General features: G+C 60.3%; 21 protein-coding genes. All 21 read right to left on the minus strand.

Annotation, left to right across the window (positions count from 1 at the left end; all coding sequences use genetic code 11):
* Nucleotides 1–43 precede the first annotated feature (43 nt).
* The 21 genes from rpoD to mraZ all read right to left on the minus strand — a co-directional run bounded on the left by rpoD (nt 44) and on the right by mraZ (nt 22,555).
* Nucleotides 44–1,291 (minus strand): RNA polymerase sigma factor RpoD, encoded by a 1,248-nt coding sequence (gene rpoD / locus B5G03_RS03440; protein WP_087180366.1) that lies wholly within the window; start codon nt 1,289–1,291, stop codon nt 44–46.
* 70 nt (nt 1,292–1,361) lie between these two features.
* Nucleotides 1,362–3,119, minus strand: coding sequence for a DNA primase (gene dnaG, locus B5G03_RS03445; RefSeq protein WP_087180367.1), 1,758 nt, complete (start codon nt 3,117–3,119; stop codon nt 1,362–1,364).
* A 49-nt stretch (nt 3,120–3,168) separates the two neighbouring features.
* Nucleotides 3,169–4,173, minus strand: coding sequence for a deoxyguanosinetriphosphate triphosphohydrolase (locus B5G03_RS03450; RefSeq protein ID WP_087180368.1), 1,005 nt, complete (start codon nt 4,171–4,173; stop codon nt 3,169–3,171).
* A gap of 153 nt (nt 4,174–4,326) precedes the next feature.
* On the minus strand, nt 4,327–4,947 hold the full coding sequence (locus tag B5G03_RS03455; protein WP_087180369.1) for an IMPACT family protein: 621 nt from the start codon (nt 4,945–4,947) through the stop codon (nt 4,327–4,329).
* An 80-nt stretch (nt 4,948–5,027) separates the two neighbouring features.
* Nucleotides 5,028–5,231, minus strand: a complete 204-nt coding sequence (gene rpmE / locus B5G03_RS03460) for a 50S ribosomal protein L31 (RefSeq protein WP_087180370.1) — start codon at nt 5,229–5,231, stop codon at nt 5,028–5,030.
* Between the two features lie 251 nt (nt 5,232–5,482).
* A complete protein-coding gene (locus B5G03_RS03465; protein WP_162613319.1) occupies nt 5,483–6,349 on the minus strand; it encodes a M15 family metallopeptidase in 867 nt (288 codons plus the stop codon).
* Between the two features lie 85 nt (nt 6,350–6,434).
* Complete coding sequence (locus B5G03_RS03470; RefSeq protein WP_087180372.1) at nt 6,435–7,322, minus strand: hypothetical protein; 888 nt, start codon at nt 7,320–7,322, stop codon at nt 6,435–6,437.
* Nucleotides 7,323–7,338: 16 nt separating this feature from the next.
* On the minus strand, nt 7,339–8,064 hold the full coding sequence (locus B5G03_RS03475; protein ID WP_087180373.1) for a class D sortase: 726 nt from the start codon (nt 8,062–8,064) through the stop codon (nt 7,339–7,341).
* Between the two features lie 197 nt (nt 8,065–8,261).
* Nucleotides 8,262–8,903, minus strand: coding sequence for a hypothetical protein (locus tag B5G03_RS03480; RefSeq protein ID WP_087180374.1), 642 nt, complete (start codon nt 8,901–8,903; stop codon nt 8,262–8,264).
* A gap of 68 nt (nt 8,904–8,971) precedes the next feature.
* Entirely contained in the window at nt 8,972–9,727 is a 756-nt protein-coding gene (locus B5G03_RS03485) for a tyrosine-protein phosphatase (RefSeq protein ID WP_087180375.1), read from the minus strand.
* A gap of 14 nt (nt 9,728–9,741) precedes the next feature.
* Nucleotides 9,742–10,488: a CpsD/CapB family tyrosine-protein kinase gene (locus B5G03_RS03490; RefSeq protein ID WP_087180376.1), complete on the minus strand. Its 747-nt coding sequence runs from the start codon at nt 10,486–10,488 to the stop codon at nt 9,742–9,744.
* 3 nt (nt 10,489–10,491) lie between these two features.
* Entirely contained in the window at nt 10,492–11,181 is a 690-nt protein-coding gene (locus tag B5G03_RS03495; protein WP_140401629.1) for a YveK family protein, read from the minus strand.
* Between the two features lie 377 nt (nt 11,182–11,558).
* Complete coding sequence (locus B5G03_RS03500; RefSeq protein WP_140401630.1) at nt 11,559–12,989, minus strand: FtsQ-type POTRA domain-containing protein; 1,431 nt, start codon at nt 12,987–12,989, stop codon at nt 11,559–11,561.
* A gap of 49 nt (nt 12,990–13,038) precedes the next feature.
* A complete protein-coding gene (gene murG, locus B5G03_RS03505) occupies nt 13,039–14,175 on the minus strand; it encodes an undecaprenyldiphospho-muramoylpentapeptide beta-N-acetylglucosaminyltransferase (protein WP_087180379.1) in 1,137 nt (378 codons plus the stop codon).
* Nucleotides 14,176–14,218: 43 nt separating this feature from the next.
* Nucleotides 14,219–15,580 (minus strand): FtsW/RodA/SpoVE family cell cycle protein, encoded by a 1,362-nt coding sequence (locus B5G03_RS03510; RefSeq protein WP_242962277.1) that lies wholly within the window; start codon nt 15,578–15,580, stop codon nt 14,219–14,221.
* A 61-nt stretch (nt 15,581–15,641) separates the two neighbouring features.
* The gene (gene mraY / locus B5G03_RS03515) at nt 15,642–16,649 is read right to left on the minus strand and encodes a phospho-N-acetylmuramoyl-pentapeptide-transferase (protein ID WP_087180380.1); all 1,008 of its coding nucleotides are present in this window, start codon (nt 16,647–16,649) and stop codon (nt 15,642–15,644) included.
* A 15-nt stretch (nt 16,650–16,664) separates the two neighbouring features.
* Nucleotides 16,665–18,059, minus strand: a complete 1,395-nt coding sequence (locus tag B5G03_RS03520; RefSeq protein WP_087180381.1) for a UDP-N-acetylmuramoyl-tripeptide--D-alanyl-D-alanine ligase — start codon at nt 18,057–18,059, stop codon at nt 16,665–16,667.
* A gap of 93 nt (nt 18,060–18,152) precedes the next feature.
* On the minus strand, nt 18,153–20,540 hold the full coding sequence (locus tag B5G03_RS03525) for a penicillin-binding transpeptidase domain-containing protein (protein WP_162613320.1): 2,388 nt from the start codon (nt 20,538–20,540) through the stop codon (nt 18,153–18,155).
* A 117-nt stretch (nt 20,541–20,657) separates the two neighbouring features.
* Nucleotides 20,658–21,122, minus strand: coding sequence for a hypothetical protein (locus tag B5G03_RS03530; RefSeq protein WP_087180383.1), 465 nt, complete (start codon nt 21,120–21,122; stop codon nt 20,658–20,660).
* A 71-nt stretch (nt 21,123–21,193) separates the two neighbouring features.
* Nucleotides 21,194–22,123, minus strand: a complete 930-nt coding sequence (rsmH, locus tag B5G03_RS03535; RefSeq protein ID WP_087180384.1) for a 16S rRNA (cytosine(1402)-N(4))-methyltransferase RsmH — start codon at nt 22,121–22,123, stop codon at nt 21,194–21,196.
* Nucleotides 22,124–22,135: 12 nt separating this feature from the next.
* Complete coding sequence (gene mraZ / locus B5G03_RS03540) at nt 22,136–22,555, minus strand: division/cell wall cluster transcriptional repressor MraZ (RefSeq protein WP_087180385.1); 420 nt, start codon at nt 22,553–22,555, stop codon at nt 22,136–22,138.
* Between the last annotated feature and the right edge of the window lie 14 nt (nt 22,556–22,569).

Genomic DNA, 22,569 nt, shown 5'->3' on the forward strand with positions numbered 1-22,569 from the left:
TTCTCCTTTTCTCTTTTACTGCCTGTTTGCTGCCGTTCGGCGATCAATCCAGGAAATCCCGCAGCTTCTTGGAGCGGCTGGGATGACGCAGCTTGCGCAGGGCCTTGGCCTCGATCTGGCGGATACGCTCACGGGTAACCTCGAACTCGTGGCCCACTTCCTCCAGGGTACGGGGACGACCATCCTCCAGACCGAAGCGCAGGCGCAACACCTTCTCCTCACGGGGGGTCAGGCTGCCCAGCACGGTGGACAGCTGCTCCTTCAGCAGGGTGTGGCTGGCAGCCTCAGCGGGCACGGGGGCATCCTCATCGGGGATGAAGTCGCCCAGATGGCTGTCCTCCTCCTCACCGATGGGGGTCTCCAGGCTTACAGGCTCCTGGGCCACGCGCATGATCTCGCGCACCTTCTCCACCGGCATGTCCAGCGCCTCGCTGATCTCGTCGGCGGTGGGCTCATGGCCGTTCTGGTGCAGCAGCTGGCTGGACACCTTCTTCACCTTGTTGATGGTCTCCACCATGTGCACCGGGATACGGATGGTACGGGCCTGGTCCGCAATGGCGCGGGTGATGGCCTGACGAATCCACCAGGTGGCGTAGGTGGAGAACTTGAAGCCCTTGGTGTGGTCGAACTTCTCCACCGCCTTGATCAGGCCCAGGTTGCCCTCCTGGATCAGGTCCAGGAACTGCATGCCGCGGCCCACATAGCGTTTGGCAATGGAAACCACCAGACGCAGGTTGGCCTCGCTCAGGCGCTGCTTGGCACGCTCGCCCTTGCGGATGGCGGTCTCCAGGTTGCGCAGCTCGATGCGCTCCTCGGTGGGCAGCGCATCCTTGGTCTGGGTCAGCCAGATGCGGCGCTCGTCGTTGGAGAGCTCTTTGTCCTCCTCGATCTCGCAGATCTTGGCGAACTTCTCCTTCTTTTCCTCAATGGCCTTGTTGCCGTCCAGAATGTCCAGCGCCAGGCGGATCTCCTCGTCGCCGCTGAGCAGGGGCACACGACCGATCTCCTTCAGGTAGACCTTCACCGGGTCGTCGATGGCAACGCCCTCGGCGGACAGGGCGGTCTCGAACATATCCACACTGTCTTCGGTGAGGGTGAAGTTATCGGAATCGGCATCCGGCTCATCCACGATCTCCACATTGTGGCCTTCCAGCGTCTCATACAGCTTGTCGATCTGCTCCACATCGAAGCCGGTTTCCTCAATGGCGTCGTTGATCTCCTTGGTGGTCAGCTTGCCGTTGCGCTTGCCGGTTTCGATCAGTTCGCGGATGGTGATTTTCTTTTCTGCCATAGCTTTTACTTCCTCCTGGTTTGGATACATTTGGACTTTTGACCTGTGTAATATGTAATTCTGCCGAGGTTCACGCCTTTTGGCGGCGCAGCCCGGCAAGGTAATCTTCCAGTTCCTGGCCGCTCATGCGGGCGGCCTCGGTGCTTTTCGGAGCACTCTGCTCGATGCGGTTCAGATACATCTCCACATCCCGGGGGCCGATGCCCACGTCATAGTTGCGGGCCAATAGATGGGAAATGCGGTTCACGGTATCCTCCGGCAGCTGGGTGGTCAGGGCCGTCAGGTCCGGCCGGATGCCCTGGGCCTTGCAGCGCAGGATGGCCCGGTAGGCCTCGCCCATGTCCTCCATGAGGAACTGCTCGGGGGCAAGGCGTTTTTCCACCGTGGCGATGAAATCCGGGTTCTTGACCATGGCCGCCACCAGCTGCTGCTCGGCACTGGCCACGCCCAGCGCTTTTTCGCTGTTCATGGTGTTATAGGGCAGCTTGATGTCCGACCCCAGGCCCTGGTTCAAAAGGTCCCGCTCGAACTGGCGCTGCTTGCGGCGGCGGCCCGCCTTCACTGCGGCGTCCAGCTGGTTCAGGATCGCGGCCTTGGCCACGTCGGTCTCCTCTGCCAGACGTCCGGCATAAATGTCCCGCTCGGTGGGCGAGACGCCGTCCGCCAGAATGCGGATGACTTCCTTGATGTATTCCACCCGATCCGCTGCCCGGGTGATGTCGTATTTGCTCTTCACCTTCTGGATCTTGTACTCGATGGCGTTGCTGGTGCCGTTGAGCAGCCGGTCGAAGGCGTCGCGCCCGAACTTTTTGATAAACTCATCCGGGTCCTTTGCGTTGGGGATATTCAGCACCGACACCTTCACCGGGCTTTCGCTGAACAGGCCCAGGCTGCGGGCGGTGGCCTTCTGGCCTGCCTCGTCCGAGTCGTAGCAGAGCACCACCTCGTCGGCGTACTCAGCCAGCAGCCGTACCTGCTCGGCGGTGAGGGCGGTGCCGCAGGCGGCCACCGCCGTATCGAATCCGGCCTGGTGCAGGCTGATCACGTCCATATAGCCCTCGCACAGAATGTAGCGGCGGCTGGTGCTCTTCTTGGCGATGCTCAGCGCGAACATGGCCTTGCTCTTTTTGTAGACCAGCGTTTCCGGGCTGTTGATGTACTTGGGCTTTTCGTTGCCCAGCACACGCCCGCCGAAAGCGATCACGTTTCCCCGCAGATCGAAGATGGGGGTCATCACCCGACCACGGAAGGCGTCGTACACGTTGCCCTTTTCGCTGCGCTTTTCCACACCGGCGGCCAGCATCTCCTCCTCGGTGAAACCCTTGGCACGCAGATGCATGCGCAGCGCCCGGAAGTCGTTGGGCGCGTAGCCCAGGCCGAACCGCCGGATGGTGGAGTCGGACAGACCGCGTCCCCGCCAATAGGCCCGGGCGGCAGCCGCCTCCTCGGTGGGGGCGTTCAGCTGCTCGTAGAAAAAGCGAGCGGTCTCCTTGTTCACCGAAAGCACCCGGCTGCGCAGGCGGCCCACCTTGTCGTCCTCCTCGGGCATGGGCATGCCCGCCCGGCCCGCCAGATACTTGACCGCCTCCACATAGTCCAGGTTGTTGATCTTCTTGATGAAGGTGATCACATCGCCGCCCGCTCCGCAGCCGAAGCAGTAAAAGCTCTGAGTCTCCGGGTAGACCACAAAAGACGGGGTCTTTTCGCTGTGGAAGGGGCACAGCCCGGTGTGGGTACGGCCCCGGTGGCGCAGCTGCACATAGCTGGCTACCACATCGGTGATGTCATTGCGGCGCACCACTTCCTCCACATATTCATGGGGAATCACAGGCAGCCCCTCCTTTCCGGATCAAAATTATCAGGCGCCAAAGCTGCCCTTACAGAACGTGCCACTTGCGGGGCACGAAAAACTCTTCAAAGGTGCGGATGGCGAACTCGTCGCTCATGCCGCTGATATAATCGCTCACCGCCCGGTCCACGCCTTCCTGGTAAGCGATCTGCAAAAAGCCCTCCGGCAACAGGTCGATGTGAGTGCTCAGCCGCTCGTACAGCGCGCCGATCACTCGCTCCACCTTCTCCTCCTCCCGTTTCGCGGTCTTATCCACATAAACGGTGGAATACATAAAGGCGTGCAGCGCCTCGTAGGCTTCGCCCACCTCCGGGCTGAAAGCCAGCTGAGTCTGGCTGCTGTGGGCCACCAGATCGGCGATCAGGGTGGAGATACGGCGGCTCTTGGTGTCACCCAGCACCTCCACCACGTCACGGGGCAGCTGCTCCGGGCGCAGCACACCGGCGGTGATAGCGTCCTCAATGTCGTGGTTCATATAGGCGATGCGGTCTGCATAGCGCACCGCGCAGCCCTCCAGCGTGGCGGGCCAGGCCCCCTTGGTGTGGCACACCAGTCCGTTGCGCACCTCCCAGGTCAGGTTCAGCCCGGCAAAGCGGCGCTCCAGCCGGTCCACCACCCGCAGGCTCTGCTGGTAATGGCGAAAGCCGTGGGGGCTCAGCTGGTTCAGCGCTCGCTCCCCCGCGTGGCCAAAGGGGGTGTGCCCCAGATCGTGACCCAAAGCGACAGCTTCGGTTAGGTCCTCGTTGAGCCGCAGCGCCCGCGCAATGGTGCGGGCGATCTGACTCACCTCCAGGGTATGGGTCAGCCGGGTGCGGTAGTGGTCCCCCTCCGGAGAGAGGAACACCTGGGTCTTCTGCTTGAGCCGCCGGAAGGATTTGCAATGGATCACCCGGTCCCGGTCCTGCTGGTAGCAGGTGCGCATGGGGCAGGGCTCCTCCGGCCGCACACGGCCCCGGCTTTTCTCGCTCAGCGCCGCACCCGGCGCCAGGATCTGCCGTTCGATCTGCTCGGTATGCCTGCGGATCTCATCCATGCCGTATCCCTCCCCTGTGCACGCTCCACTCCTTGGCGAATGCGTCCTGTAATAATATATACGACACAAAGGCCCAAAACCCTTTTTCAATTTTGTGAATTTTTTGCAAAAGCCCCAAAATTACGGCAGCAGCTGCTTTTTCTATAACCAGGCTTAAAAAGGAGTGTAGAAGGGCTGAGAGATCGTGGGAGTCACCGCGCCCCGGCTCAGCTCCTGAAACGCGGTGGGCAGGCCGACCTCCTGCCCGGCGGGCAGGGTGGCGGTGAGGGTCACTTTATCGGCAAAGACCGGCTCATCCACCTGGGCCCCCGCGCCTTGCAGCAGCAGCATGGCCCGCTCATAGAGGGCGTAGTCCACCTCCACGGTGAGCTTCACGCAGGAGCGCACCGTGACGATCTTCGCAGCCCGCAGCCCGCTGGCCGCGCTTTCGGTGTAAGCCCGGACCAGACCGCCGGTCCCCAGCAGAATACCGCCGAAGTACCGGGTCACCACCACGATGCAGTCGGTGAGGCCCGCATGCTGGATGCTCTCCAGCACCGGCAGACCCGCGGTCTTGGCAGGCTCGCCGTCGTCGGAATAGCGCATCCGGCCGCCCTCCCGCAATACATACGCATACACGTTGTGGCGGGCGGTGCGGTGCTGGGCGCGGATGCTGTTCAAAAATTCCACCGCCTTTTCCTCAGTGTCGGCAAAGGACACATTGGCAATGAACCGGCTGCGTTTTTCCTCGATCTCGGCCGTGGCAGTGCCCTGAATGGTGCGGTAATCCTGCATGGGCGGCGCTCCTTCTTTTTATGATTTACAGACAACAAAAAAGGCGGTTTGAAACAAACCGCCTTTTTGGCTTTTGGATCTTACTTCTTGAGACCGAAACGACGGTTGAAGCGATCAACACGTCCGCCGGTGTCAACCAGTTTCTGCTTGCCAGTGTAGAAAGGATGGCACTTGGAGCAAACTTCAACGTGGATCTCAGGCTTAGTGGAACGGGTGTGGATGACCTCGCCGCAAGCGCAGGTGATGGTGCAGTCCACATACTTGGGATGGATGCCCTGTTTCATTCTTTTCACCTCTTTCTGGTTAATGACTAAAGGGGCCATGCTTGATACATGCGCCCATCACAACCTTCAATAGGAGGCCACCAGCATACACCATCCTGTGCGTATGGAGCGGCCGTCGGAACGATTGCCAAGATAGTATAGCACGCCGGACTTCAAAATGCAAGCTTTTTTGCTTGCTGCCTGCAAAAAAACAGGAAGAACACGGTTTTCGGTGTTCTTCCTGTTCAAACTCAATTTACATATTGTATTTTTCAGCTCAGATATTGCTCGTGGTGCTCTTCCAGCGTGAGATTCTGCTCTTTTAAAAAGGACGCCAGCTCTTTGCCAACATAGCGCCAGTGCCAAGGCTTGAACTCCACGCCGGTGACCTCTTGCTTGTCCTCCGGGTAACGCAACACGAAGCCGTATTCCGCCGCGTGCTCGCTGAGCCACTGGTATTCCGGGGTCTGCACGATGGTCGCGGCATCCTTGGTCTGGCTGTACTGAGGAACAAGGTCCACCGCAAGGCCGGTGTTGTGGTCCGACTCGTAGGCCCTCTGCTCCACACGCTGGGCCTGCTCTTCCGCGGTTGTCTGGTCCAGACCCTGCCCCAGCAGCGCCTGCACCTCCTGGTCATAGAGCTGCTGCTGGCGCTGGGTGCTTCGGAAGCCGGAAATGATCTTCAGCTGCAGTCCAGCGTCCTGGGCGGCCTGCTCCATGGCGAAGAAATCCTCCACAGCCCGGCTGTCCAGATAATAACCCGCCCCGTCGATGGCGTCGGTCTGCGGGTCAAAGTCCTCCGGCAGCGGATTGCCCGGGCCGTTCAGCACCGCGAACCAGTCCTCTGCCGTCACTGCGGGACCGGGCACCGGTGTGGGCGAAGGCTCTGCCGTGGGCTGCGCCGAAGTGCTCTGCGCCTGTGAGGAAGCGGGCAGGCTGTCCGCCGCATCTTGCTGCTTTCCGCTGCCGCTCCAGATAAGGGCAACAGCCAAGGCCGCAGCGGCCAGCAGGAGCACCGCAAGCGCAGCAATCCAGCCTTTGCGCCCTCCGGAACCGCGTCGTTCCGGCTCCGGTCCCCCTTCAGCGGACCAGCGAACCTTCTGCGACGGGTCTGCGGGCTGCGCAGCGCTCTGCTGCATTTTTTCCTCCTCTTCCGGAGTAAAATATTTCATCTCATGCGGCATGCTTTATTTTCCCCCCTGTGCCTGCTTGCGTAAGCTTATCTTACGCTTCTTCCCGCTCTTCCTTTGCGCGGCGGTAAACCATGCGGTATTTCTTGAGACCCGCACGCCAGGCAATGGCCAGCGCAATCACCACAACCACATAAATCAGCGCAAAATAGAAGAATACCTCGACCGCACCGTGGGTATAGGAAGCCACCAGCATTTTCAGCGTTGCCGGGCTCAGGTTCAGCCGGTCCATCTGGACCAGTGCGTTGAACACCAGCGGCACCGCCACACTAAACATCGCTGCGGCGGAAAATGCGTTGATGCACCAGCGCAGCCGGGCCGCGCCGGAGGGCTGGAGCCGCATCAACAGCGCCAGCGTAATTAGACTCACCGCCGCCAGCACTGCAAAGCCGATCCAAACCATCTGGGTGACGCGGGCGATGTAGGGCGCCACATAGGGCGTCACAATGAGCTGCACATAGTTGTCATAGTCCACCTGGCAGCCGTTGGCCATCTCCTGTACTGCCTGCCGGATCGCATCCGTCAGCTGGACGCCCCGCTCCTCCAGGTTGCTCTCGATCGCTTCCACCGCAGCCTCGGCCACCTCCGGGTGCGCGATCAGTCGGCGGTCGCCTTCGTAAAGGCGCTCCACTGCCTGGAACATATCCTGCTGGATCTGAGCCTCGGTCACGATGCTGGTCATCACCTCTTCCGGGATGCCGCCCGCGTTGCCGTAACTGGTATAGTTTTCATTCAGCTGCTCCAGAGTCACTTCACAAAAGCCGCTCTCCAGCACCTGATTGCGCAGATAGCGCGAATTGCACACCGTGCAGGCCACAACACCCAGCACCGTGAGCAGCGCCAGCAAAAAGCTGAGCACCCATGCCACCGCGCCGGTGATCACCGGACCGGCAGCTTTTCTTCGGATCTTTTTTTGTTTCATCCTTGCCGCCTCCCCGTTACTTGCTCTTGTCGATCATCGGACCGGACACATACTCCGCGTACACAAAGTATCGCTCCGGTGTGAAGCCGAATGCGTCGAAGGGGTAGCAGGTATACAAAATCAGATTTTCGTCCGTGCGGGTGAAATCGTAGGTGGTGGTATCCTGATAATCTGCCAGCTTCATTTCTGTCACACGGTACACATAGCTGCCGTAATGGGTGTCGATGTGAATGAGACTTCCCTCCTGCACATCCTGCAGGCCATTGAAGAAGGTGTTGTTATGCCCGGCCAGCAGAACGGTCATGTTTTCGCCGGGGATTCCCGCGCCCACAGAATCCGCATAGGTGGCCACGCCCCGGTTCAGCTCGCGGGTGGAGTCGCCGTAGTACAGCGGCGCATCCACACTGGTGCCTTCAATGGTGATCTGACCGTACTGGTCGCCTTTGGACGGGTACACCAGCTGGCTAAACGGCACCGAGGTGGCGTTTTCGATGCTGTTGGCCAGCTCCTCATACAGGTTGGCGGGCTGGCTCTCCTCCTGCTTGCTGAACATATACTTGGCAAGCCCCACATAGGGGCCCACTGTGGGCGCAGCAGCCAGATAAAGCACTCCGGAAGTGAGCGCAAAGAACAGAACCGGCACCCCCACAAAGCTGAGCAGCTTGCGCCACAGCGGCGCTTTGGGCCGGGAAGAGGCCGGGCGGGCAGGCTGATAATTTTCCGGCCGATGGTATACGGGCATAAAATAGCCCCCTTTCAAAAGATACCTGCCCCGCCCCGCGCCCCTCTTCAGGGCAAACCGGCGGTGGCAAAAAAATATATATCAAAGGCAAAAAGCCTTTATAAACAGAAAAAACAAGGAAAGTTAGCACAACGGGGTCCTTTCCTTGTTCGCGGGCAAATTATGTGGCAAACACATCATTTGCCTTGTTCGAGTGATCACTCACCCAGCTTGCGAGCCTTCACAGCAGCAGCGCCCAGAACGGAAGCCACAGCCAGAGCCACAACGGCAGCGCCGGTGGTGTTCAGGCCGGTAGCCTTGATCACACCAGCGGTAGAAGCGGCAGCGCCACTGGTAGCAGTGGTGGTGTCGTTCTTGGAGCCGTCGCTGTAGGTGGGAGCCTTGGAGCTATCGGGAGCAGTGGTCTTGCTGGCGGTCACGGTCTGGCCGTTCACGCTTACCTTAGCAAAAACGGTGAAAGAACCGTCCAGAGCCAGGTTCGCGCTCACGCTCTCCAGGTTGATTACCTTCGCATTCTCCTCGCCAACAGCGGCCTCAACAGCGTTGAAAGCCTTCTCCACGGCAGCCTTCACGGCAGCCTCGCTGTTAGCAGCATCCAGCTCAGCCTTAGCGGTGTCAGCAGCAGCCTTAACAGCAGCCACGTCAACAGCCTCAGCGTTGGGCAGAGCATCAATCGCGCTGTTAACAGCGTCCAGGCTTACGCCGTAGGAAGCGCCGTTGTAAGCGTTGTAGTACTCAGCAGCATAGCCCTTCAGCTCATTCGCATCAGCAGCGAAAGCGGAGGTAGCCATGGCAGCAGCCAGAGCCAGAGCAGCAACGGTAGAAATTACCTTCTTCATTGGTATCGTCCTCCTTTCCCCAAAGATTTATATAACGCAGGTCTCCCCGCGCTATATCGAAATAAGATTCAGAACCACCGGCCAAAGAATTTCTTCGGCTTGGCAGGGTCCCGCAGCTGGGGTTCCAGCCCGGCGAACACATCCGCGGCGTTCTGACGCAGGTAGCGGACCGTATCGGCCCCCTGCCAGTTCTCGACCTTCTGCATGGCAGGACCGATGAGGGGCGGGCGCTTGTCCACGGAATGGGTATCGGTGGAGAGCACGTGAACGAGCTGCCACCGCAAAAACTTTTGGATCATGGCCTGGCGGCTGCCGGCGCGCATGATGCTGCTGGCATTCACCTGGGTCACCGCACCCGCACTGACCAGATCGAACAGGCGGGTGGGGTCGTTGAGCATGTAGGGATACCGTTCCACATGGGCTAGCAGCGGCGTGATGCCCTGAAGGCCCAGATTGTAGAAGATATCCTTTGCCCAGCTGGGATAAAACATTGGGGAAAACTCCACCAAAAGGTAAGGCGTATCCTGCAGCAGCAGCGGTTCCAGATCCAGCTCCAGCAGATCGGAACTGAAGAACACCTCCGCGCCCAGCTTCAGCTTGACCGGAAGACCCGCTTCCTGCACCGCATTCTGCAGGATCGCGAACGATTCGGCCCGGCGCTGTGTGAATTCCTCCACACTGGTGCGCTCAGCGTTGAAGTGCGGCGTAAGGGCGATCTCATCCACCCCCTGTTCCAGCTGCTGCCGGATCAGTGCCAGGGAATCTTCCACGGTCTGAGCGCCGTCGTCAATGCCCGGCAGAATGTGGCTGTGAAGGTCCGTCATGTGCCGCTCTCCTTTTACTGCTTGTAGTAACCGTATTCGTAAGAATAATAGTAGCCGGTGTCGCGGGTGGTGCTCTTCAGATCGAAGCCGTTGAGTACCGCACCGATCACGTTGGCGTTGGCCGCCTCCAGATTCTTCTTGGCCAACTGCGCCGACTCAATGGTAGCGTTCGCGTGGCTCACCACGAAGATCACGCCGTCGGCCAGTGCGCTCAGCACTGCCGCGTCGGTAACCACCGAGGCGGGAGGGGTATCCATAATAATGTAATCATACTGCTCGGAAAGGCCGTCCAGCATTTTGGCCATGCGGGCGCTGCCCAGCAGCTCCGCAGGGTTGGGCGGAATCACTCCAGCGGTGATCACGTCGATGTTCAGATCGCTGAAATGCACGATCACGTCCGCGGGTGTTGCCTCGCCGCTGAGCACGTTGGTCAGACCGCTGGCACGGCGGGTAATGCGCAGGTATTTATGCATGACCGGCTTGCGCAGGTCACAGTCGATGATCAGCACCTTCTTGCCGTTTTCGGCCAGAGAGATGGCAAGGTTGATCGCCACGTTGCTCTTGCCCTCGCCGGGGATGGAGCTGGTAATGACCAGGCGGCGGTAATTGTTGCTGGCCGCCATGAAATTGATGTTGGTGCGCAGGGTCTTGTACGCCTCCACATACTGGAAGGGGGCGTTTTTCGAGATAATCTGCAGCTTGCGGTTGATGGGCTGATCTTTTCTTTTTTTCTTCCCGAATGCGGGCAATTTGAATGCCATCGATCAGTCCTCCACTTCCACCTGCGGAATGACGCCCAGCACGGTAAAGCCCAGATGCTTCTGGATATCGTCATCCGACTTAAAGGTATTGTTCAGCATTTCCTTCAGGAAAATAAAGCCCACACTGGCCACCAGGCCCAGAAGGCCGGCGATGGCGGTGTTCATGGTCTTGCTGGGCGAGACCGGCGCATCGCCCACGCGGGCGTCCGAAATGACCTTTACGGAACCAGCCTCCACCGCTTCCTGGATCACATCAGGGGCGATCTCCACAATTTTGCCCACAATCGCCTTGGCCTCCGCAGGATTTTCATCCTCCACCGAGATCTGCATCACCTGGGTGGAGTCCACCGCGGAAACCGTTACACGTTCGGCGAGCTGCTCGTAGGTGGTATCCAGGCCCAGCTCCTCGATCACCTGATCCAGAACGGTATCGCTCTTTACGATGATGCCGTAGGTAGCCACCAGGTTTTTGGCGGTAGTGAGCATATCGTTGGTCAGGTTGTTGCTGGTCTGGCTCTGCTGCGAGTTCACGATCATGGTGGCGCTGGCCCGGTACTGCGGGGTGATCAGAAAGCTGGTGATCAGAAAGCCCACAATGGCGCACACGATGGTGCTTGCCGCGATGGCCAGCAGGTTATTTTTCAGCATGAAAAATATTTCACGCAGGTCTATGGTCTCGTACTCTTGCTCCACAGTCTTTCCCCCACTAATTGATAAAAAAGGACAAGTTTTGCCTCATTAAAAATTCCATTCAATTGGAACGGTTAAGATTTTATTTGAAACCTTCGATAACGTTTTAAAGTATATCACAAAGGTTTTTGGCCTGCAAGGCAAAAGCTTTTTTTCGTAAACTCGCATAAAGGATTTCCGCCCCTGGATTCATTCTTTAGATAAATTCATACTAGCTTTGTCACTAACCGCCATATTTCCGCCTGATAACAGAAAAAATTTACCATAAACAAAGTCATTCCTGCTATTATTTTCTATTTACTCTTCTCTTCCATACATAAAAAAGGAGCGCAATCGCTTGCACTCCTTTTTCGTATCGGGCAGGTTTCTTTTTGGCCGCTTCATGCTGCCGGTTCGGCAGTGGGCTCCGGCGTTGCCGTCGTACCTCCCTCGTCTGTCTGACCGGTCGTTCCGCCGCCCTCACCGGAATCCGTCTGATCTCCGCCTTCGTTGGTTCCGGTCTGGCTGCCGTTTTCACCGCTCGTCTGGTCATTTTCACCGGCCTGTCCGGTATCGCCTTCACCAGCTGTGCCCGTTTGGTCCGTGCCGGATTCGCCGGAATCCGCGGTCATGATGGAACCGGGCGACCAGGTGGGCCGCAGGCTGCCATCCTCCAGCTGGTGGGATACATCCAGCGTGCCCTGCTCTGTGTCACCGATGCCTTTGCCATCCTCATTGTGCAGCAGGTAGGCCGCGAACTTGATCTTGTAGTCCAGATTATTAAAGGTACCCAGCAGTATCTTGGCTCGGTTCTGATAAATAAAGTACAGCTCGTTCGAGTCACCGAACTGGATACTGGTGCAGTCTTCCTTCAGCTCATAGGTCCAGAGCAGCTCCAGCAGCCGTTCCACGTCATCCATGGGATCGTGCTCGCTCTGGCTGCTGCCGGAGGAGGACGAAGAGGAGGAAGAACTGGTGGACTGTGACGTGGACACACCGGATGCGGCAGGAGCCGGAGTGGCAGTGGATGAGGGAGCCGCCAGCTTCATATAATATCCAGCCACCGGCGCTTTGATGTCCAGGCCAAGCAGGGCGGGCAGTCCCTGGGGCTGCTCCTCATTGATGGCCATGATCTTGAGTCCGTCGCTCAGGGTCAGCCAGCCGCTGTCCGACTGAGCACACCAGGTCTCGACCGCCGGTTCCACCCGAATCACCAGCGTGCTGGGCAGACGGCGGCGGATCTCCACCCGCTCCAGATAGGGCAAACTGACCACCATACTCTTTTCCTTCTGGGCGGCTGAGAACTGGAACATATTCTCCCCCACCGGAACGCCCAGTGCACCCAGGATCGCATCCTCGGTGTAGATGCCGGTGTCGGCCGGAGTGCTGCCGTCCATATTTTCAATGCGGAAGGTATCCACCTTGAACAGTACCGTAAGCGACAGGGCCACGCCGATTCCCACCACCAGCAGTCCCAAAAGGACCATCAGAAGGTTGCGGCGGCGACGGCGGCGGCGCAGTTCACTGTGGGTCAGGCGGCGGGGCGGCCGTGGCTGTTTGGGTCGGGCGGCCGTGCTGCGGGTCGGGCGGGGCTGCTGCATCCCGTGAGGATACTGTGCCGTCTGCCGGCGGTACTCCGGCTGTTGCGCCGAAGCAGGGCGTTGACGGACAGTTCGGCTCGTCTGCGGAGCCCTTCGCTGCGCGCCGGGGCGGGATTCCGGCCGGGGCTGCGGCGGCCGTCTGCCGCCTGCCGTCGAAACACGCTGCGAATTCTGCGCGCTGTTCTGCGGCTGCTGACGGTTCTGATTTCGTCTTACCTGCCGTTTTGCCACCGGGTTCCCTCCCCTCTTTTTGTATTTTTCCTCAATTTATTACGCTTTGTTAATTCGCCGTGGTATTTTCCAGCCCCATAAGCTGCGCCAGCTTGGCCCAGATCTTATCCAGACTGTGAGGTTCGGCCAGACTCTGAGCATTGCGGCCCATCTGAGCCAGACGGCCCGGCTGAGCCAGCAGCTCCTCCACCATGGCGATGAGCTTTTCACCGTTCAGATCCTTCTCCTCCACCACCAGCGCAGCCCCGGCTTTTTGTAATTCCAGGGCATTATAATACTGATGGTTTTCCGCCACATTGGGGCTGGGAATCAGGATCGCCGCACGGCCCACCGCTTCCAGCTCCGCCAGAGTGAGCGCGCCTGCACGGCTGATCACCAGATCCGACGCAGCCAGCAGCTCCGGCATATTGTTGATGTACTCGCTCACCACCAGATTCTCATTGTAGGAAAAGCCTTTTTCCTTCGCCAGGTTTTTAAAAAGCTCTACGCCCCGGCTGCCGGTGGCATGCAGGTGAAGAATGTTTCGGGGCTGCTTCTGTTCCCAGGCGGCCAGGTCGGCCACCACCTCATTGATGCGGCGGGCGCCCAGGCTGCCGCCGAAGCTCAGGATCACAGTGCGCTCTCCCGCGTTCAGCTTGGCACGAGCGGCAGCGCGGTCCTGGGCAAAGATCTCCGGCCGCACCGGGTTGCCCACCACGGTGGTCTTGCCGGGCGCGCCCAGCTTTTCCACCGCCGCAGGCACAGCGGCAAAGATCACATCCACGTCCTTGGCCAGCAGCTTGTTGGTCACACCGGGGAAGGCGTTCTGCTCATGGATGGCGGTCTTGATGCCCATTTTAGCGGCGCAGCGCACCACCGGTCCGCTCACATATCCGCCGCAGCCGATCACCAGATCCGGCTGAACCTGGCGCATCATGGCCTTGGCACGCGGCCCGGACAAAGCCAGGTGCCACACCGCCTCGATGTTGCGCAGGATGTTCTTGGGGGTCAGGCTCCGCTGGATACCGTTCACCTCAATGTGATGGAAGGGATAGCCCGCCTGACCCACCAGCCGAAACTCCATGCCCGCCTTGCGGCCGGCAAAATGGATCTCGGCATCCGGACAGTGCTGCTTGATCGCGCCCGCAATGGCGAGCGCCGGGTTGATGTGACCGGCGGTACCGCCGGCTGCGATCAATACACGCATGATAAGCGCCTCCTTCAAAACGATACGGATTCATCAAAGGGAATCAGCGGCCAAAGCGTGCATAGGGGTCCGCTTCCTCTTGCGCGCGCTGGGCCTGTTTTTCCTGTTCTGCCGCGGCTTTTTCGTCGGCCTTTTTCCGGTTTCCGGCCCTGCACACACTCATCACCACACCCATCTGGCCCAGCAGCATCAAAAGGCTGGTACCGCCGGAGGAGAAGAAGGGCAGACTGATGCCGGTATTCGGGATGGTATTGGTGACCACCGCCACGTTGAACAGGAACTGGAAGCTGATCTGAGCAATACAGCCCACCACCAGCAGGCTTCCGAACCGGTCGGGAGCGTTCCAGGCAATGACAATGCCCTGGAAAATCAACAGCAGGAACAGCAAAATGCAGATCAACGCCCCCACAAAGCCCAGCTCCTCACAAAGGATGGCAAAGATGAAGTCGTTCTGGGCCTCGGGCAGCCACATGTGCTTCTGCACGCTGTTGCCGATGCCTACACCGAACAGGCCGCCGGAGCCGATGGTATAAAGGCTCTGACCGGTCTGTCGGGTGGAGTCCTGCATATCCGAAAAGGGCTGCAGCCAGCCTTGCAGGCGTTCCGCCACATAACCGCCGCGGGTGACCAGCAGCAGTGCGATGCCCGCCACCGCCACACCGCCTGCCATGAAAAACCAGCGCAGCAGCGCGCCGCCCACCAGCATGATGGAAGCCGCGATGCAGCACATCAGAATCATGGCGCTGTGGTGGGGTTCCAGGAGCAGCAGCAACAGGATTGGAGCAAGCAGCCCCGCCGGCAGAAAGATGCTCAACTTCAGATTCTGTGCCGGACCCGCACCGGGGAACTGGCCCTCGATACGCTTTTGATACCGGGCAAACAGATGAGCCAGCAGCAGGATCAGCGCAAACTTGCCAATCTCGCTCACCTGAATGGTGGGCAGGCCGCTCACATTGATCCAGCGGCGGCAGCCCTTGATGGGCGGCATGAACAGCACCACCACCAAAAGCCCCAGAGTCACAAAATACAACGGCCAGGCAAACCGCCGTATCCAGTGGTAGTCCACCCGGGAAACGATCAACGCGGCCACCAGACCCATAATCGCGTAGATGGTCTGAGGGCCAACATATTCATAGCTGGTGCCGAACTTATTCAGCGAGGTGGCATAGCTGGCACTGAACAGAATGATCAGACCAAACACCTGCAGGATGATCAGGTTTGCCAGAAAGGCCCCGTTCAGCTTGCCCGGGTGCTTGTAGAACATGCGCACCGGGGTTCGGCTGGCCTGACAGGCCTGGCGGGCGGCGCGGTGCATCTGCTCCGCCCGCTGCCTCGCTCCGCTCCGGGAGCGGGGCGTGCGATAGGTCTGGCGGGCCGTACCGCCGTGTCGTGCCATATCGGTCATGGCCACAGACCTCCTTTTTGTGTGTACTCAGGCTGCTTGTGTGCAGCCTGGCAAAGGAATATCAATAATAAAAATAGGCAAAAGTCAGGCCAAGTACCACAAACAGGGCGGCCAGCGCGCTGAAGCCAGCGTCGATCTTCACCTCGCTCCAGCCACGCATCTCGAAGGAGTGGTGGATGGGGGTCATCTTAAAGATACGTTTGCCGTGGGTCAGCTTGAAATAGGTCACCTGAATCACCACGGTAGCAGCCTCCCAGATGTAAACCGCGCCGAAGAAGAACAGGATCTCCGGCCGGCCCATGGCGTAGCCCAGACCCGCGACTGCGCCGCCCAGGAACATACTGCCGGTGTCACCCATGAAGGTCTTGGCCGGGTAGAAGTTCCAGATAAGGAAACCGGCCAGAGCACCGGCCAGTGCTGCCGGAAGCACCGACAGCACGAACTGGCCCAAAAAGCTTACCAGGGTCAAGAAGCCCAGCATGGACACAAAGGTCACGCAGGAGCACAGGCCGTCGATGCCGTCGGTCAGATTCACCGCGTTCACCACACCGATGATCAGGATGTAGGACAGCGGGTAGAACAGGATGCCGAAGTCCACCATGCCGAAGAAGGGCAGGGTGATGTAGGTGCTCAGGGTACCGTTCATCCACAGCCCCGCCAGCAGCGCGGTGGTCACCAGCAGCTGGCCAGCGATCTTCTGCCAGGCCCGCAGGCCCAGATTGCGCTTTTTCACCACCTTGATGAAATCGTCCAGAAAGCCGATCAGGCCGAAGCCGAAGGCGGAGAAGATGGCCAGGTACAGGCCCCTGGAATCCGGACCGCCCATCAGCTCAGGGCTGCCGTGCAGCAGGCTGGTGAGGGCCAGGCAGACCGCGAACACGGTGCCCAGAATGAAGCACAGACCGCCCATGGTGGGAGTGCCCTGCTTTTTGTTGTGCCAGGTGGGGCCGATCTCCTTGATGGTCTGCCCAAAGTGCAGCTTATGTAAGAACGGAACAATGAACAGACCGGAAACCGCCGAGATCATAAAACCGCAGGCGGCCGCCAAAATCAGCGCGTAACGTGCCATAATTTGATTCTCCTCTTAGTTGTTTGTTTGGGTTTCGCCGGTATACAGCAGCTGCAGCACCTGCTCCAGCCGCATGCCCCGGCTGCCCTTTGCCAGCAATGCGTCGCCGGGGACCATCAGGCCTGCCAGCACCTGCGCCGCTTCTTCATGCGTCTGGCAGCGAGTCACCGCAAGCCCCGCCTTTTCCGCCTCGTCGGCCGCAAACCGGCTGGCGGCGCCCAGCGTGACCAGGTGGGCCAGACCGCTTTCTGCCGCCCAGCGCCCCACCTGCCGGTGAGCCTCTTCCTCAATGGAGCCCAGCTCCAGCATATCGCCCAGCAGTGCGAACCGCCGCCCCTTGCAGGGATATTCCCGGAACATGTTCAGGCTGGCGCGCATGCTGTCCGGGCTGGCGTTGTAGCAGTCCTCGATGAACACCCGTCCACCGTTCTCCACCACCTTCTGGCGCATGCCGGTGGTCTGGTAGTCCGCCAGCGCCGCCGCGCAGCGGGCCGCGTCCAGTCCCATACGGGTGGCGGCGGCATAGGCGGCCAGCGCGTCGTATACGCTGTGCATCCCCAGGGCCGGAATGGTCACCGCAAAGCGGCCGTGCTCCTTATCCTCCAGGGTGAAGGCCATGCCGTTTTCCAGCGGCTTTACCTCCACGGCCCGCACATCCGCCTCCGGGTCGTTCATGCCGTACCACACCGGGCGCAATCGGGCGGGGAGCATTCCCTCCCGCCGGGCCAGCTGCAGATATTCGTCGTCCGCATTCAAAGCCAGGGGTGCGCCGTCCGGCAAGCCGGTGCAGATCTCCAGCTTTGCTTTCAGGATATTCTCCCTGCTGCCCAAACTTTCCAGATGGCTCACACCGATGCAGGTGATCAAACCCGCATCCGGCCGGGCGGCCCGGCTGAGCCGTTCGATCTCGCCCAGGGCGCTCATGCCCATCTCCACCACCGCATACTCGGTTTCTTCGGTGATGCGGAACAGAGTGTTGGGCACGCCGATCTCGTTGTTCTGGTTGCCCTCGGTCTTGATGGCCTGGCCAAAGGCGCTGAGAATGGCGTAGCAGAACTCCTTGGTGGTGGTCTTACCCACGCTGCCGGTGACGCCGATCATTTTGGGGTGGAACAGCATACGGTAGTTGGCCGCCATGCGTACCATGGCATGATGGCTGCTGGGGCAAAGCACCAGCTTTTTCTCCGGCACTCCCTCCACCGGATGGTTGGCCACCACATAGGCGGCCCCTTCCTCCACTGCCTTTGCAGCAAAGTCATGGCCGTCCACTCGCTGGCCGGGGAAACACACGAACACGCAGCCCGGGCACACGGCCCGGCTATCCGTCACCACAGCGGTGATGGTCTCACTGCCCACCGAACCGGCCTCGGCCAGCCCGGCAAGCAGCATCTTTGCAGGGATCGGCTGCATTGCAACTGCCTCCTTTTGTGTTGTAAGCGCCCGGCCCGAAATTGCCCTGCCGGACGCTCTGTTTTAACTTGTTCTTACGGCGGTTCAGCCCTCTTAGCCCTCATCGGTCCCGGTATCCGTGCCGGAATCGGCAGAGGACGTATCCGTGGATGTGCTGGTATCCTGGGCCGGTTCAGCCGCGGCCGCGGCGGTGATGGTCACCACCGTGCCCATGGGCGTCTCGGTACCCGCAGCCACATCCTGGGCGGTCACCTGCCCGTTCTCATCGCCGCTGATCCGCACGTTCAGGCCGGAGCCCGCCAGCATCTGGCTGGCCAGAGCCACACTCTTGCCGGTCACATCCGGCACGGTGGTCTTGGTGTACTCGGTGCTGTCGGTATACAGGTATACTGTGGTGCCTGCGGCCACCTTGGTGCCCGCCTCGGGATACTGAGCCAGCACCCGGTCACCGCTGCCCACCTTCCGGTGGGAAAGGCCGATCTTGTTCAGCTCCACCTGGGCCAGATCCCACTGGCTGTAGCTGGGATTGTTGGGAGTCACCAGGTTGGGCACGGTCACATCGCCGCTGGGCAGCAGGCTCTCGTCCATCTCGATGCCCAGATAGGGGGCCACCTCACTGATGATGTTGCCGATCAGCGGGGCGCTCAGCATGGAGCCGTATTCGGTTTCCGCGTGGGGTTCATCCACAAAGGCCAGAATGGCGATCTGCGGGTCGTCCACCGGAAGCACCGCCAGGAAGCTGGAAACCTTCTCGTAACCGCCGCCCTCGCGCTCGCCCTGGTCCAGCTTCTCACTGGTACCGGACTTGCCGCCGATGTGGTAGCCTGCCACATAAGCGTTGCGGCCGGCCGCGCCTGCGGCGCCGTAGTCCACAACGCCTTCCATCATCTTCAGAACCTGCTGCGAGACCTCTTCGCTGATGACCTGGCGCTTGATGGTGGGTTCGGTCTCCTGCACCACGTTGCCTTCCTGATCCACGATCTTATCCACGATGTAGGGCTGCACCAGATAGCCGCCATTGGCGATGGCCGCCACTGCGGTGATCATCTGGATGGGGGTCACCTTCTGGGCCTGACCGAAGCTGGTGGACGCCAGGTCCACGATGGTCATGCTGTCCGCCGGGTGATAGGAAATGCCCGCATAGGGAGCCTGTTCCGCCGGCAGGTCGATGCCGGTCTTTTCGGTGAAGCCGAAGGCGTTATAGTAGTCCGAGAAGGTCTCGATGCCCATCTTCTCGGCCTCATGGATGGTGGCGATGTTGCAGCTGTTGTACAGCACCTTGCCCATGTCCTGCCACTGGTGATTTGCACCCTCGGCGCAGGAATAGGGCTTGGTGCCGGGCAGCACCTGATAGCTGCCGCCGCAGTAATAGTTGGTGCCGGGCGTGCTCACACCGGAATCCAGTGCGGCGGAGGTGGTGATCAGCTTGAATACTGAACCGGGGGTATACAGGTCGGTGATGGCCTTGTTCTTCCACTGGCGCTGGCGTTCCTGACCCTGCACCTGGGTGTACTCCTCGTCGGACAAGCCCTCCAGCAGGGCGGCCCGCTCCGGGTCGTAGATGGTCATGGGGTCGTTGGGATCGAAGTCCGGCTTGGTGGCCATGGCCAGGATAGCGCCGGTGTTCACATCCATCACGATCACCACGCCGCGCTCGGATACGTTGTTCACCTTCACCGAGTTTTCCAGGTATTTTTCCGCGATGGCCTGGATGTTGGCATCCAGCGTAAGCACCAGGCTGTTGCCATCCTGTGCGGGGTATTCCTCCCGCTCGTCGTTGGCGATCTCGTCGCCCAGGCCGTTCTTGATGCTTACCAGGCGGCCGGGGGTACCGGCCAGCGTTTCTTCGTAATAGGCCTCCAAACCATAGAAGCCGTAGCCGTCCGCATGCATGAAGCCCAGCACACTGGCGGCAAAGGCCCCGTAGGGATATTCGCGCTTGGTGTCCTGGGTTACGGTGATGGGCAGGTTGTTTTCGCTGGCGTATTCCTTGATCTGATCCGCCACCGGCTTATCCACCTGCTTGGCCAGTACCTCGTACTGGCTTTCGGAATCGATCAGCTTGTCGTAGACCTCGTTTTCGTCCAGACCCAGCAGCTCCGCCACGTCGGCGCTCACGGTGCGCACCCGCTCGGCCCGGCGCTCTTCCGCGGGACGCTCGTCGCCCTCCGCCGCTTTGGGCGCGCTGATCTGACTGGGGTCGGCGGCAATGGTCCACACAATGCTGCTCTTGGCCAGCACCTTGCCGTTGGCGTCGTAGATCTGGCCGCGGGTGGGGGTCACCGCCACGTCCTTCAGCTGCTGGTTGGCAGCCTGGATGCGGTACTCGTCGTGCATGGCGATCTGCAGCCAGGCCAGCCGGCCGACCAGGATCGCGGCACCACAGGCAAACGCCCCCGCCAACAGCCAGTAGCGCAGTGAGCTGCGCTTGGATCTTGGCTTGTTCTGCGGCCCATTTTGCGGATTGTTCATTCTTGCCATGGCAGTGTTTCCTTCGTTTGCATCAGTGTCATTCGCCGCGCGTAAGGGGGCGGAACCGGTCGAAGCCCCCTGATAATCGAAAAAGCGTGCGCGGCGGCACGCTTTTTCCATTTGCGGTCAGGGATCAAGATGATCCATCAGGCGCAGAAACCCGTTGTTCAGCATATCCAAAATACGCTGCCAACCGCTCTCCGGCCGCTGGATGGTGCTCTCGTTTTCCAGGGTCACATAGGTGATCTGGCTTTTGTCCAGCTTCATCAGCCCCAGCTGGGCGGCGATCTGCTCCACGTTTTTCAGGTTGGTCTTGCTGTCCAGCACGCCGGACAGATAGTTGTAGTCACTCTGGGCGTTCACCAGCTGCTGATTTGTTTTCTGGATCTGGGTGGTCAGCTGGGTCAGGGTGGCCTGGCTTTGCAGCAGGCCCACGGTAAGCATGACCATCACGCAGCTCACCGCCACGGTTTTATAGGCCTGAGCGCTGATCTTCATGGCCTGCTTTTTGCCCTGTACCGCTCTCATGCGGGGTTTAACGTCCAATGGCCGGTCCGCGAACCGTTCCAGTTCATAGGCAGCCTGTGCCATGTGCGCTCACCTCCTTTTTTGTTCCTTGTGCTTTATCGGTGCTCCGGCTCCCCTTTGCCGGATTAGGCGGTTCAGTCGCCCAGCTTTTCGATCACCCGCAGCTTGGCGGACCGGCTGCGCCGGTTTTCCTCCAGCTCGGCAGCGGTGGCCTCGATGGGCTTGCGGGTAATCAGCTTTCCTTTTGCCTTGCCTCCGCACACACAGACCGGATACTCCGGCGGGCAGGTGCAGGCGGTGGCCCACTGGCGGAATTTGTTCTTCACCAGCCGGTCCTCCAGTGAGTGGAAGGTGATGATGGCGAAGCGTCCGCCGGGAGCAAGCAGATCAAAGATCTCCTCCATGCCCTGGCTGAGCACGTCCAGCTCGCTGTTCACTGCGATGCGCAGCGCCTGGAAGCTGCGCCGGGCGGGGTTTTTGTCCTTGCGGCGCACCGCCGGGGGCAGAGCGCTGGCAATGGCGTCGGCCAGCTGCAGGGTGGTGGCGAAGGGCGTCTCCTCCCGGCGCTGCACGATGCGCCCGGCAATGGCCCAGGCATAGGGCTCCTCGCCGTACTCCCGCAAAATGCGGGCCAGCTCTTCCCGGCTGGCGGTGTTCACCAGGTCCGCCGCCGTGGGGCCGCTCTGGCTCATACGCATATCCAGCGGCGCGTCCTGGCGGTAGGAAAATCCCCGGGAGGCATCATCCAGCTGGTGGGAGGAAACTCCCAGATCCAGCAAAGCGCCGTTGATCTTTTCGATGCCCAGCCCATACAGGGCACTGCGGGCGTTGCAGAAGTTGGTCTGCACCAGTGTGGCGGGCAACCCCTCCAGAGCCTTGCCCGCCGCCTCAATGGCGTCCGGGTCCTGGTCCAGGCTGACCAGACGGCCGGTGGTGAGGCGTTTTGCGATCTGGCTGGAATGGCCGCCGCCGCCGGCAGTGCCATCCAGATAGATACCGGCCGGATCGATGGCCAGGCCCTCCAGACATTCGTTCAAAAGCACGGGGATGTGGCTGAATTCCATGTGCGTTCCCCCTTATAGTTCCAGTTCTTCCATGGCGGCTTCCAGCTGCTCGCTGCCAAAGCCCGCCTGTTTCTTCTGCCAGGCGGCAGTGTCCCAGATCTCGGCATGCTTGCCCACACCGATGATGGTCACATCCTTCTGCAGGCCCGCGTGGGTGCGCAGGCTGGGCGAGATGAGCACCCGGCCCTGTTTGTCCGGCGTGACCTCGGTGGCCATGGCGAACAGAAACCGCTGGATCTCGCGGGTCTTGACCAGGCTCTTGCCCTGCAGCTTTTCGCAGATGAGCTGCCATTCGCTCTCCGGGAAGGCGACCAGACAGTTGTCCATCCAGCGTGTGATGACGAACACCTGCCCCATCTGCTCCCGAAAACGTGCGGGGAAGTTCAGGCGGCCCTTTTCGTCGATGGCATAGTTGTACTCGCCCATCAACATACGGCGCCGCCTCC

The organism is Gemmiger sp. An50 (assembly GCF_002161595.1).
Lineage (GTDB): Bacteria > Bacillota > Clostridia > Oscillospirales > Ruminococcaceae > Allofournierella.